A 13,207-nucleotide genomic window follows, 5' to 3' on the forward strand; every position below is an offset into this window, starting at 1 on the left:
GCGCCGAGTCTACGAGGTCCGTGCCCGTTCCACATCCGCTGCGCTCGCCGAGCCGCCGCGGGTACTTTCTACTTCCTGAGCCTGACACGTACGGCGGCACCGGCGCAGAGGATCACCGCGAGCCCTCCCACTACGGTGGTCCACGTCATCGGCTCGCCCAGGAGGAGGCCGGCCCACGCGATGGTCATGACGGGTTGGACGAGTTGGATCTGGCTGACTTGGGCCATGGGTCCGATGGCCAGTCCGCGGTACCAGGCGAAGAAGCCCAGGAACATGCTCACCACGCCCAGGTACGCGAAGGACAACCACGGGAGGGGAGTAGCGCCAGGCATTCCGGAGCCCAGGGACAGCGCCGTCAGGAGGATCATGACGGGTGAAGCCACCACCAAAGCCCAGGAGATGGTCTGCCACGCCCCGAGTTCCCTGGCCAGCAACCCGCCTTCCGCGTAGCCAATGGCCGCCGCCACCACGGCACCCAGCAACAGAAGGTCGGCCCAGTGCAGCGAACCGAAACCACCGGACTGCACCAGCGCGAACACCACAGCGGCCACCACGCCCACTGCCGTGAGGGCCCAAAAGAGCAGCCGCGGACGTTCCCGCCCCCGGATCACCGCAACAGTCGCCGTGGCTGCCGGCAGCAGCGCGATCACCACTGCTCCATGGCTGGCGGACGTACTGGTCAAGGCGAAGGTGGTCAGCAGCGGGAACCCTGCCACGATTCCTCCGGCCACCACGGCCAGGCGAATCCATTGCCTGCCCCGGGGGAACCGCTGCCGGGTCAGGCCGAGGGCAAGCGCTGCAAGAAGGGCCGCCACCACTGCACGGCCCGCGCCAATGAACAGTGGCGACATGCCGGCCACGGCTACCCGGGTGAGGGGCACCGTGAAGGAGAAAGCGACGACGCCGAGGAGGCCCCACCAGATACCGGTCGAAGTCCGGGTGGATATCACTGGCCGTAAAAGTGTAGTAGCGCTACTATTGTGACTCATGAATAACGATAGCAGTTCCCGGATCGTCTCGGAATTGAAGGAGTGGATCGCCGGGGCTGCTCCGGGAGCCAGGCTGCCGTCCACCCGACACCTCGTGACCGAGTACCAGGCCAGTCCGGTCACCGTCCAAAAAGCGCTGCGGACCCTCACAGCGCAAGGGCTGATCGAGAGCCGTCCGGGCGTTGGAACCTTCGTGAGGGCGTACCGGACCGCCAGGCCCTCGGATTACGGCTGGCAGACAGCGGCATTGCGTGCCGCCCAAACCGCACGGCCTCTGAACTCTGCCGCCATGCGTAGCGCCGCCAATGACGTTATCGCCTTCCACTCCGGCTATCCGGACCGTGAACTACTTCCCGAACGACTCGTCCGCGCCGCCCTCACTCGTGCCGCAAGGGGAGACGCGGCCCTGTCCAGGCCCCCGGCCCAAGGACTTCCCGAACTCCAGACCTGGTTCGCGCAGGAACTCAGTACCTCAACCCCGGTGGGCGTCACGCCGCCCCAGCCCAGCGACGTCGTGGTTCTTCCCGGCAGCCAAAGCGGACTCAGCTCGATTTTCCGCGGCCTGGTGGGCCACGGCCAACCGCTGCTGGTGGAGTCGCCCAGCTACTGGGGTGCGCTGCTGGCAGCGGGCCAGGCCGGCGTCAACGTCATTCCTGTTCCGTCCGGTCCTGAAGGCCCGGATCCGGAAGAACTGGACAGGGCGTTCGAGGAATCGGGCGCCCGGTTGTTCTACGCACAGCCCAACTTCGCCAACCCCACGGGCGCGCAATGGTCGGCGGAACGGGGTGAGGAAGTCCTGCACATCGTCCAACGCCACGGAGCTTTCCTTGTGGAGGACGACTGGGCTCACGACTTCGGCATCACGGCCCCGTCGGTTCCGCTCGCCGCCAGGGACGATTCCGGCCACGTGGTCTACATCCGCTCGCTGACCAAGAGCGTTTCACCGTCGATCCGCGTCGCCGCCGTCATCGCCCGGGGGCCCGTCCGCGAACGCATCATGGGTGCACAGGCCGCCGAATCGATGTACGTCAGCGGGCTGCTTCAAGCGGCAGCGCTCGACGTCGTCACCCAGCCCGGGTGGCAGACGCATCTTCGCGGACTCAGCCATCAACTGCAGTCACGCCGCGACCTCCTGGTCACCAGCCTCCGGGAGCATGTTCCGCAGGCCCACCTTAACCACCTGCCCAAGGGCGGTTTGAACCTGTGGCTGCGGTTGCCGGACGGGTTCGACGTCGATCGCCTCACCAAGGACTGCGAGGTGGCCCGGGTGCTCATTGCCGCGGGCACGGAGTGGTTCCCCGCGGAACCGGAAGGGCCGTACATCCGGCTCAATTTCGCCGGGCCCAACCCGGGCGGATTCCCGGAAGGTGCGCGGATCATCGGCGAAGCAGTGAAGGCCCAGTTGGGGCTTTAACAGCCGCAGCCACCAACCTCAAGGAGAGCGCCTTGGGGTTGGTGGCTACGCTGGGCGGCAGGATCGCCGCGAACTAACCGAGTCGCTTGCAATAAGCGTCGCTATGCAGAAGTTGCAGGCAAAGAGTTCCTAAGCGGGGGTCAGGTCCTTGTTGCCTTTACCGAACACTGCATCATCGATCGGCTGGCCGTCGAACGGCATCTCGTCCAGGTTGATGAGCGGGTTGGTGTCCTGCGTTTCGACGAGCTCGCGTGCCTCGGCCTGGGTGTCCACGCTGGGCATGGATCCGGGCAGGGGACGCTGGGCGGATTCGCGCAGGAAGTAGATGGCGATTGCGCCCACAATGGACGTGGCCATCAGGTAGTACGCCGGCATCATGTCATCGCCGGTTCCCTCGATCAGGCCCTGCACGATGAACGGCGTGGTTCCACCGAAGATCGCCACCGAGAAGTTGTACGCGATGCCCATTCCGCCATAGCGGCTGGACGTCGGGAACAGTGCCGGCAGGGCAGAGGCCAGGTTGGCGATGTAGAACGTCACCGGGAAGGCGATCAGTGCGAGCCCGGCCAGGGTGGACCAGATTTCGCCAATGCCGATCAGCATGAAGGCCGGAACCGAGAAGACGATGGTGCTGCCTGCGCCAACCCACAGCACGGGGCGGCGGCCGATGCGGTCCGAGAGCTTACCGGTCAGCGGGATGCACACGGCCATGATCACCAGGACCGGGATGGTCAGCAGGGTGCCGTGGACGGGATCATAGCCCTTGGAGTCCGTGAGGTACGTGGGCATGTACGACGTCAGGGCGTAACCAACGGTGTTGGCTGCGGCTGCGAGGATCATGGCCAGCACAATCTGGCGCCAGTAGGCCTTGATAATGCCGATGGGTCCCTTGGCAACGGCAGCGTCCTGTGCTGCTGCATCCTTGGCGGAAGCTTCCTGGGCGTCCAGAGTTGCCTGGAACTGGGGGGATTCCTCGATCTTGCTGCGGAAGTACACGGCGATCAGGCCCAGCGGACCGGCGATCAGGAACGGAATCCTCCAACCCCATTCCTCCATGGCTGCCTGTCCGAGCGTGAGCTGCAGGACCGAAACCAGGGCGGCACCAAGGGCAAAGCCGATGTAGCTGCCCATATCCAGGAAGCTGGCAAAGTAGCCGCGGCGCTTATCCGGGGCGTACTCGCTGACAAAGGTTGTGGCACCGGCGTATTCGCCACCGGTGGAGAAGCCCTGGATGAGCTTGAGGATCACCAGCAGTGCGGCGGCCCAGATGCCGATCTGCGCGTAGCCGGGAAGGAGGCCGACGGCGAAGGTACTGGCCGCCATGAGCATCAGTGTTGCTGCGAGGACCTTCTGGCGTCCCACCTTGTCGCCCAGCCAACCGAACACGATGCCACCGAGGGGGCGTGCGATGAAGGTTGCGGCGAAGGTGCCCAGAAGGAAGAGTGTCTGGACGGACTTGTCTGCTTCGGGCAGGAAGACAGGGCCCATGGTGGTGATGAGGTAGCCGAACACGCCGACGTCGTACCATTCCATGGTGTTGCCGACGATGGTGCCGCCGAGTGCTTTGCGCAGCATCGGCTTGTTCACCACGTTGACGTCGGACTCTTTGAGCCGGCGCTTCGGGCGAAGCTTCGTTTTCTTCGTTGCGTTCTTTACTGCGTTTGCGGCGCCCGTGGGGGCTGCCGATTCCTGGTTTCCGGTGGCGTTCCTTGCGCCATCCGGAGAGACGGACGTGCTTTGGTCTATGGGCATTTGGGCTTCTCCTAGGGAGGTCATTTGCTTGCGACTTCTGCTGCCCCGCTCTGGGCAGGGTTTCAATTTTACGGGTTTTGGGCCGAAAACCCGAGTTGAGATCCGATTTTTAGGCCCTCTGAGGGCGCAAATTGCCTAGGTGTGTTGCATCTCATTACCCGCTCTTGCCCTGCAATCATGCGGATGTCCGGCCGTTTTTGCCCTCCGGAGCCCGTTGTTACCAAATTGTTTAGCTACACCCACGTAACGGGGCTGATTCGGGCCTAAAAGCTGACGGTTTGGGAGGAGCCGCGCAGATCGTCGTGCCCACGAGTGCGGCTGACGAGCGGTTGCGTGAGAGCAATGAGTCGATGGCATATTGACGGCGGCCACCGGCTCTACACCGATGGCCACCGCTCCCGGTTAGGGGATGTTGTGCCAGAACAGGCGGACGACATCAACGACTAGTCGGATGATGTTCACCGCCAGATTCCAGGCGCCCCATGGTTCTTCACGTTTCCGTTTGGATTCCATGCCGGCACCTCCTCCCGGAGGAACAGGGCACGGGCTACACGTGTCTAGGAGCACAACAACGTTGCGCCCCACGTGCGTAGGGCCATACACTCAAAGTGTTCGGATTTGAGGATATGACCCTCTGACCGCACCAATGAGCGCACCGCGCTGAACAAAGACCCGATTGCACTCGGGTCTTTTGTTCTTTAACGGCACCTCAGGCTCTTGCCTGATGATCCCAGCGTAACGGCCACGAGACACCCCAACGACCACACCAGCGCAGCCTCAGGCGTTAAGCCGAGCGTCCGCAAACCGAGGAGCCATAGACTCCATCTGCTCCATCACCAGTTTGATCGCTTCCGGTTGCTTGTCCGGCGGGTACCCGAAACGGACCAGAAGCCTTTTGATCGATGAACGAAGTTTTGCCCTGACGTCATCGCGTACCGTCCAGTCGGTCCGAACGTCCCGGCGCATCACCGCCAGCAGCTCGCGGGCGATATCGGCGAGCACGCCTTCGCCCTGTATCTCCACGGCAGACTCGTTCGAGGCCACAGCGTCGTAGAAGGCCAGTTCGTCCGAATTCAGAGGGGGACTGAAATGGGCGCCTCGATTGCCCTCGGCCGCGACTTCGCGTGCCAGCTCGACCAACTCGGCGATGATCTCCGCCGACGTCAGCTGCTGGTTGGTGTACTTTCGCATCAGCTCGGTAATGCGTTCTGAGAAGGCCCGTTGGCGAATCACGTTGTTTCGGGTCGCAACAGCAGACTCGTCAGCGATGAGCTTCCGCAGTGCCTCTATTGCCAGTTGCGGGTTGCGGGCATTCTGGGTCTTGGCCATGAATTCCGGCGTCAGGTCGTCCAGCGAGGGCTTCGGCATGCCAGCTGCCTCGTAGATGTCCAGTACCTCTCCGGAAGAGGTTGCTGACGCCACGAGGTTACCCAGCAGCCGCTGGATCTCCTCCGGCACCGGCTCCCCGCTGGCCTGTCGGTCTGCGGCGTCGAACTTGGCCATGTAGACCCGCGTCTCCTCGTAGATCTGGATTTCGGGCAGAAGTTCAGCCAAGTTATCCGAGCCGGAACACAGCGCCCACGCCCGTGACAGCTGGCCGGAGTACCGGCGGTACTTTGAGGCCAGAGTTTCTTCGCCTTCAGCCGGCTTGTTCCCCGGTGTTTCCGGGCTCCGCAGGTAGTTGGCCGCGCCCGTGGCAGCGCTGACAAAGGCCCGCGGGCCGCCCTTCATCAACACGGATTTCCAGTCGTATCCGGAGAGCATCCCACGGAGGTTTTCAACCAGCGACACCGTATGCCCAACCACTTCGTCGACGCTCTTGCCGACGGGCTTGTTCGTCTGATCGTCCTTAGTGTATTCACCCAACGCCTTGGTTAGACTCTCCGCCAGCGGCGCGTAGGCCACAAGCAGACCGTCCTGTTTGCCGCGGAAGGTGCGGTTAACGCGGGCCAGGGTCTGCATCAACAGCGCACCCTTCAGCGGCCGGTCCAGGTACAGCGTGTGCAGCGGCGGTGAGTCGTAGCCGGTGAGCATCATGTCCTTGACGATGACGAGCTCTAGTTCGTCGTCAACGTCCTTGAGTCGCTCTTTTACCGTCGCATTCGCCGACTCTCGGCGCACGTGATCGGACACCGGGGGAACATCGCTGGCGTCACCGGAGTAAACCACTTTGATTTTTCCCTCGGCAAGGTCATCCGAATGCCAGTCAGGCCTCAGCGCCACGATGGCCGAATACAGTTTGGCGCAGATTTCCCGGGTCCCGCCCACGATCATTGCTTTACCGGGAGCCTCGATGAATTTGCCCATCTGTGCACGCCGGTTCTCCCAATGTGCCACCAGGTCCTCAGCCAACGCAGCGATACGCTGGGGCGCGCCGTACACGGCATTTACGACGGCGACGCTCGCCTCGAGTCGCGCCCGTTCAGTATCGTCGAGGCCGAGAGTGGCTTCGTCGGCTGCCTGGTCGAGGACCTCTTCGGTCACATCGGACGCGAGTCCGACTTTAATGAGCCGCGGCTCAAAGTACACCGGTACCGTGGCACCGTCCTCCACCGCCCGAGACAGATCGTAGACGTCGATGTAATCGCCGAAGACATCCTGCGTGTTCCGGTCAGCAAAGGAGATGGGCGTTCCGGTGAAGGCGATCAACGTGGCATGGGGGAGTGCGTCACGCAGGTGCCTGGCGTATCCGTCGAGATCGTCGTAGTGCGAGCGGTGCGCCTCATCAACAACCACAATGATGTTGCGTCGGTCGGACAGCAGTGGGTGCTCGGCACCGGCATCTTTCTCGGCTTTGCTGCGGCCGAACTTTTGCAGAGTAGTGAAGTAGATACCGCCGGTTGCACGGTTACTCAGTTCCTCCCTGAGCTCGGAGCGCCTCCGGATTTGCCGCGGCGACTCGGTCAACAACAGGCTTCGATCAAAGCCCTCGAACAACTGGCCATCGAGCTCGTTTCGGTCCGTGATCACCACGACCGTCGGGTTTTTCAACTTCGGATGCCGTGCCACGAGGTTGGCGTAGAGCTCCATTTCCATTGACTTACCAGAGCCCTGTGTGTGCCAGACGACGCCGGCTCTGCCGTCGCTTTCCACTGCTTGAACGGTGCTGCCGACGGCTTTGGTGACGGCGAAGTACTGGTGAGGCTTCGCGATGCGCTTCAGTAGCCCTTCCGGGCCACCGTCGAAGGCCGTGAAACTACGGACTAATTGCAGAAAACGCTCCTGGTTATACAAACCGTAAAGGGCGGTCTCCAGAGCCGTGACGGCGACGCCGGCCTCCATGTAGCCTGGTGCGACCGGCCGACCATCATCATCTATATTCCATGGCGAGAAGTGGTTAAGGGGAGTGAACGGAGTGCCGTACTTTGCTTGGATACCGTCTGATGCGAGCGTGAACACGCAGAAGCGGAACGCCATGGGAAACTCGCGAAGATACGTCTGTAGCTGCGCATGTGCCGCGGCCACGTCAGCCGTGGCGCTGCCTGCCTTCTTGAGTTCAATAACACTTACCGGCATACCGTTGCAGTACAGGACGACGTCGAAGCGCCGCTTATAGTCGCCCTGCACCAAAGTGACTTGGTTGACGGCGAGCCAGTTGTTCTGGTCGGGGTCCTGGCTCAGCAGGTGGATGGTGGGGTTTGCCTCGTTGCCGTCGGAATCGATGTAACTGAGCCGGTAGCCATTCACGAGGTAGTTGTGGATACGGTGGTTTTCGGCCATTGCGTCGTTCGATTCCGGAGAAGCGATCTCGGCGACTGCCTGCTGCAGGTACTGGGCCGGAACAGCAGGGTTGAAGCGCTGGAGGGCTGCGAGCAACCGAGGGCGGATCAGCAGTTCATCCCACGTCTCCCGTTCACCCGTACCGGGAGCGATGTCCTGCCCAGGCAAGGGCCGCCAGCCGAGTGGCTCGGCCAAAAGTTCAAGGGTCATGCCCTCCCAGTCAGCTTCGGAAAAGGCTACGGCTGGTGTTGCTGCTGTCACGGTGTTCCCCCTTTTGGGCCGAATGTCTTTCCGAGATGATTGTGCATCTAACTACGGGTTGACTGATGCTGGGCAGCTGAAGAACCGAATCCCACCAGGCGAGCAGCCCCGGTCGCTAAGCTTCGACTGGAACTCATCTCCGCTGGGCTCATATGCCCGCTCCCTCCAATAGCTTCTCGACATCTTTGACCCGGAGCCTGCCAGACAGGAGTTGGGGGAGCATAGCATCGCGAGTGGCAGCCAGCTTTAGGTTTTCATGGTCGGCATAAGCAGCAGTCTCCAACAGCGGACTAGCCTTTGCCGCGAAGCTAGCTAATCTTTCGGGCGCAGGGCAAGGGATTTCAAGCGCATCGACATCACGCTTATTCACGTGCTGTTGCGCCGCCCCTGTTGCTTTCTTCAGTAGTTCCGGGATTCGATCATGAATGGCAAAATGCAACCAATCATTTACCGCTCTGTCTTGAGTCCAGACCCCGACTAAGGACTGATTTCCGCTCGCCTCGATTTCCAATCGGGAGACCTGCCCAAGAGTGGCACCCGTAATCGCGATAACTGTAGCGCCTATCGGCATCAATTTCGCCGCGCTACGCTCCAGTGCAGCCGTAGTGATGTATTCGGAAGGTTGGATTATGCGGTCCTCATTGGCCTTCCCCGAGTTCAACCAAGGCACTGTGCCCTCAGTCCAAAAATCCAAGTTGTTGCGACTGGGTGTCCCGCCCAAGACGGTCGTTGCCATTTTACCCAGCGGCTTCATAATGATCTCACTTGACTTGATGATCTGCGAGTAGAGCTTTTCAGACAACTCCATGGCCATTCTGGCGAGAATCGTGTTGGCGGCGATCTTGTTGTCGAGGGCGCCCAGAACCTCCGCGATCGCTTGCTGCCCAGACAGTTCGGGCAGAGGAACGGTTAGCCGCGAGAGAATTCCTAGATTGATGTGGGGAACCCCGGTAGATATAGCGTTGTCGTGAATCTGTTTGAAGAACTGGGACGACGAGCAGGCGTAGTAGAGGTACTCAGCGGAAGCAATTGATGGGTCTACCCGAAGGCGCATCTGACTCTGTGAAACGACGTATACGGGGAAGTGGTCGTTGGTAACCAAAGCTACTTGACCCAAGGTGCCACGTTGAGTGAATACTAAGTCCCCGGGCTCGGCAGTATTTCGCGCCAGAACGTTCCGGACCTTTTCCTCCGAGACGTAGACGTATTCACCCCCCAGCGCGCGGCCGTAACCCAGGTTAGTACCGCGTATCACCGGAACTCCTGATACTGAATAATCCTTCTGACCCAAAGAAGATCCAAAGGGGCCGCCGACTAGGCCCCGCTCTACGGCCACCTCCTTTATGGAAACCTTGGGCATACTCACAGGACCCTCCCCAACTGCTCGCGCACAACCGCCGCCAGCCGCTCGGACTGCTCAAACTGTTCAAAAAGCTCCTTGGAAAGCCGTGCGATCTTCTCCTCGATCGGCTCGCCGTCGTCCGCGACGTCCGCGGCCCCAACGTACCTTCCCGGCGTGAGTGCATAGTCCGTAGCCTTGACCTCCGCGAGGCTGGCCGAATAGCAGAAGCCTGCTTCGTCGTCGTACGTCAGTCCGGCCTCAACCGCCGATGTCGTGCCACGCCAGGCGTGATAGGTGTTCGCGATCTTGGCGATGTCCTCGTCGGACAGGGCTCGCTCGGCTCGGTCCACCATGTAGCCGAGGTTCCGTGCATCGATGAACAGCACCTGCCCGGTCCTGTCAACGGAGCCGCGGGGGCCGGCCGTCTTGTCCTTGGCGAAGAACCACGTGCAGACCGGGATGCCGGTGCTGCGGAAGAGTTGGGTGGGCAACGCCACCATGCAGGAGACGAGATCGGCCTCCACCAGCTGGGCGCGGATCTCGCCTTCGCCGCCGGAGTTGGAGGACATGGACCCGTTGGCCATGACCACGCCGGCGCTCCCGCCGGGGGCCAGCTTTGAAATGATGTGCTGGATCCAGGCGTAGTTCGCGTTGCCGGCAGGCGGAACGCCGTACCTCCAGCGTGGGTCCGACTCAGAGCGGGCCCAGTCCTTGATGTTGAACGGCGGGTTGGCCATGATGAAGTCCGCGCCGTTGTTGCCGGTGAGCTCCGGGTGCTGGTCGCGGGCGAAAGTATCGCCCCAGCGGGAGGCAAGGTTGGCGTTGAGGCCGTGGATGGCCAGGTTCATCTTCGCCATCCGCCAGGTGCGCTCGTTGAGCTCCTGCCCATAGACGGAGATGTCGGAGCCCTCCATGTTGTGGGCCTCAAGGAATTTCTCGGCTTGTACGAACATGCCGCCGGATCCACAGCAGGGGTCATAGACGCGGCCGCGGTGGGGTTCGAGGACCTCGACCAGAACGCGGACCACACCCGCGGGCGTGTAGAACTCGCCGCCGCGCTTGCCCTCGGCCTTGGCGAATTTTTCGAGGAAGTACTCGTAGACCTCGCCTAGCAGGTCTCGGGCCTTGCTAGCGCCCTGGCCCGTAAACCGTGCGGAATTGAACAGGTCCAGCAACTCGCCCAGTCGGCGCTGGTCCACGTTGTCCCTGTTATAGATACGGGGGAGCGTGGCGGCCAGGGACTTGTTGTCCATCATGATCATGTCCATGGCTTCATCGATGAGCTGGCCCACTAACTTCGGGTGCTCGCCCATGGCAGCAGGCAAGCCTTTGGCGTTTTCCGCCAGATAGGTCCACCGCGCCCGCGGCGCCACCCAGAAGACACCGCGGCCTGTGTACTCGTCGACGTCGTCGATCAGCTGGGCAATCTGGTCCTCGTTGAGACCGTCCGCCTCCAGTTCGGCTTGGATCTGCTCACGTCGTTCGTCGAAAGCGTCGGAGACGTACTTCAGGAACACCAGGCCCAAGATCACGTCCTTGTACTGTGAGGCATCCATAGAGCCGCGCAGCTTGTCTGCTGCTTTCCAGAGGGTGTCCTTGAGTTCCTTCATGGTGGACGGGGCGAGGTCCACCTTCAATTTCGGGGGCATTACTGGGTTCCTTTTGTCTGTGGTTCGGCGAGATTACTGCTGGGATCTATCAGGGTGAGACTTCCGCTCGCCACGCCGTCCGTAATCAGCGTAGCGACTTCGTGGAGTTGCCCGAGCCGTTCTAGGGCTTGTTGCTGCTCGTGCTGCAGCCGGGCAAGAGTATCGCCGAGTTTCCTCCGCTGGGCCTCAGGCACGCGACGCAGGCGCCACCTGCGCCAGGCCTTGTCCGTTGGGGAAAGACCGTTGATGTCGGAGGCAACGACGAACGGCAGCAGCCCGCCCGGGTCAGCGGCGTCGACCCGTAATACCTTCGCCGGGAATATGACAACGGAACCACCGTGAGCGTCAACCGTGGCAGCAGGCCGGGGGCTAGTGCAGAAGACGACGTCGTCCGGCTGAGTGAGCCGGCTTGCAGGGTAGTTGGCTGCAAGATCCAGGAGGCTGATGTACCGGTGCGGTGCGTTGTGCGGGTCAAGCAGCTCCGGCGGGCCCAGGACCCGGGTTCCCTTCTGCGGGTTCAGGTCCGCCTCCGCAATCCTGTTTCCCTTGATGTGCTTGAGGGCGCCGTAGGTCATGAGTTTCTGGATAGAATCGGCCTGATTCGTCATGTTGTCATGTGTGGTCACAACCTGCGAAGTAGGCGACTCACCGGAATGCAGCAGACGTCCTAGTTCCTCTATCCGAAGTGCCGCCTCGGCGCCAGTTGGCATTCCAACCGAACTATGAGGCGGTGCTGGTACCAAGGACTTGCTGGCCAGCAGCTGCTGGGTTGGCATCAGTCGAGCGAATCGGAACGCATGGGCGCGGACCATTGCTCGGGTTCCCATCGAGGCAATAATGTCGCTGACCAAATCCTGCTTCACGTCTTCAGTGAGATCTTGAGTGCTGACGTCCGCCACCATGGTCCAGCGTCCGGCATTGGGATTGTCAGCTAGAGAAGGACCCATCACCCAGAGGGCTTGAGCTTCGCGGGGTTTGGCCCGCAGCAAACCTTGGGGGAGTCGCACAATGGCGCGGACCCGGCCGATTCGCAGCAAATCTCCACGGAGCGCCGCTAGGCTAACGTCCATCGGTGGATCGCAGAGAACCCGTGCTGGGGCAATGATGACAGCCCGCTGCTGATCATCCATCTGCAAGAGAAGCTGTTCCACTGCCGCAAGGATTTGCGCTCCGCCCATGCCGGATTCGCCTGGGGACGGGTACTGAGCCACGTGAACTACAGGACCTTGGACGGCGAACTCCCCGCTCGGATCGAGATGGATCTGCCCGCAGTCCACGCCGTGCACCCGCAGTCGGCGACGCACCAGGCGACCTGAATCGCCGTCGTCGTCCGCTGTCAGAAACGTGACCGGCGCTTCTTCCCCAGCGGCATGGACGACGCCCATCAGAAGATCACTACCGCCTCGTGTGGAATCAGCAAAGACGGAGTCTCCGCCAAGAGTTGCGGCCAGTTCAACGCCGGCGGCTGCTACCAACCCCACGGCAGAGTCGGTGAGGGCAGTGGTCGAGTAGTCCTTCAGCCCCTCGCGGAACCTGGCGGCAAGCAAATGCTCGAAGGCCGCTGCCACGTTGTAGGCACTGTCTACGAGTTCGTCGGCGAAGGCCGCTGTGGAGGCGAGCGATGTACCCGCGGCTTCCATTTCTGAATACAGGAATGTGTCATCCGGATCGAACTCGTCAGCCGCGTCCAACAATTCTTCCGTGCTCAGTTGTGCCAGCGAGTTGCCAGTAATTGCCTTGAGCGCCAGCAGAGCCGTGAGGGTCTCGAAGGTGTTTCCCCGGGTTCCATCGGCAGTCATGCCGGGCATGCGGGTGAAGGCGGCGACGTCGTTGGCTGCCTCTGGGTTGTTGCCCCGTCCAGTATCGGTCAGCCAGGTGGTGATGTGGCCGGAGTCAAAGAGTTCCAACCCGCCGTTGAGCGCTACAGGCTTCGGGAATGGGTGAGCGGATCCGGCACTGCGTTTGCGCCACATGGACACGACGGGGCGCTGGACCTTTGCAAGGGCGGCAACGTCCGTGAGGGTCATGCGCATGGCTTCTATTTCGTTCATCTGCGCCTCCTAAGACGTCCATCTCAGCT

The 13,207-nt window shown here is 61.8% G+C and carries 7 protein-coding genes; 1 reads left to right on the forward strand and 6 read right to left on the reverse strand.

Translation table 11 applies throughout. The features are described 5' to 3' along the window. Positions 1 to 68 precede the first annotated feature (68 nt). Positions 69 to 989, reverse strand: coding sequence for a DMT family transporter (locus LDN85_RS01680; RefSeq protein WP_223944408.1), 921 nt, complete (start codon positions 987 to 989; stop codon positions 69 to 71). On the opposite strand from LDN85_RS01680, the gene LDN85_RS01685 reads away from it, so the two are divergent. After that, entirely contained in the window at positions 988 to 2,403 is a 1,416-nt protein-coding gene (locus LDN85_RS01685; protein WP_223944409.1) for a PLP-dependent aminotransferase family protein, read from the forward strand. The genes LDN85_RS01680 and LDN85_RS01685 overlap by 2 nt on opposite strands. A 129-nt stretch (positions 2,404 to 2,532) precedes the next feature. On the opposite strand, the gene LDN85_RS01690 is transcribed toward LDN85_RS01685, so the two are convergent. From LDN85_RS01690 to LDN85_RS01710, 5 genes are all read right to left on the reverse strand, one after another. Continuing rightward, on the reverse strand, positions 2,533 to 4,155 hold the full coding sequence (locus LDN85_RS01690) for an MFS transporter (RefSeq protein WP_223944410.1): 1,623 nt from the start codon (positions 4,153 to 4,155) through the stop codon (positions 2,533 to 2,535). A gap of 777 nt (positions 4,156 to 4,932) precedes the next feature. Then, positions 4,933 to 8,085 carry a type I restriction endonuclease subunit R gene (locus LDN85_RS01695; RefSeq protein ID WP_263422090.1) on the reverse strand — a complete coding sequence of 1,051 codons (3,153 nt, stop codon included), beginning with the start codon at positions 8,083 to 8,085 and terminating at the stop codon, positions 4,933 to 4,935. 199 nt (positions 8,086 to 8,284) lie between these two features. Continuing rightward, complete coding sequence (locus LDN85_RS01700) at positions 8,285 to 9,496, reverse strand: restriction endonuclease subunit S (RefSeq protein ID WP_223945405.1); 1,212 nt, start codon at positions 9,494 to 9,496, stop codon at positions 8,285 to 8,287. 2 nt (positions 9,497 to 9,498) lie between these two features. Further along, positions 9,499 to 11,127, reverse strand: a complete 1,629-nt coding sequence (locus tag LDN85_RS01705) for a class I SAM-dependent DNA methyltransferase (RefSeq protein WP_223944412.1) — start codon at positions 11,125 to 11,127, stop codon at positions 9,499 to 9,501. Next, positions 11,127 to 13,178, reverse strand: a complete 2,052-nt coding sequence (locus LDN85_RS01710) for a hypothetical protein (protein ID WP_223944413.1) — start codon at positions 13,176 to 13,178, stop codon at positions 11,127 to 11,129. Before LDN85_RS01710 ends, LDN85_RS01705 begins: the two co-directional genes overlap by 1 nt. Between the last annotated feature and the right edge of the window lie 29 nt (positions 13,179 to 13,207).

It is taken from the genome of Arthrobacter sp. StoSoilB20, assembly GCF_019977295.1.
GTDB classification, from domain to species: Bacteria; Actinomycetota; Actinomycetes; order Actinomycetales; family Micrococcaceae; genus Arthrobacter; species Arthrobacter nicotinovorans_A.

What these genes read in the sequence shown, in the direction of transcription:
- LDN85_RS01680 (WP_223944408.1), bottom strand. Translation starts at nt 989, where the DNA reads ATGAGTCACAATAGTAGCGCTACTACACTTTTACGGCCAGTGATATCC.
- LDN85_RS01705 (WP_223944412.1), bottom strand. Translation starts at nt 11,127, where the DNA reads ATGCCCCCGAAATTGAAGGTGGACCTCGCCCCGTCCACCATGAAGGAA.
- LDN85_RS01690 (WP_223944410.1), bottom strand. Translation starts at nt 4,155, where the DNA reads ATGCCCATAGACCAAAGCACGTCCGTCTCTCCGGATGGCGCAAGGAAC.
- LDN85_RS01710 (WP_223944413.1), bottom strand. Translation starts at nt 13,178, where the DNA reads ATGAACGAAATAGAAGCCATGCGCATGACCCTCACGGACGTTGCCGCC.
- LDN85_RS01700 (WP_223945405.1), bottom strand. Translation starts at nt 9,496, where the DNA reads ATGCCCAAGGTTTCCATAAAGGAGGTGGCCGTAGAGCGGGGCCTAGTC.
- LDN85_RS01695 (WP_263422090.1), bottom strand. Translation starts at nt 8,085, where the DNA reads ATGACCCTTGAACTTTTGGCCGAGCCACTCGGCTGGCGGCCCTTGCCT.
- LDN85_RS01685 (WP_223944409.1), top strand. Translation starts at nt 988, where the DNA reads ATGAATAACGATAGCAGTTCCCGGATCGTCTCGGAATTGAAGGAGTGG.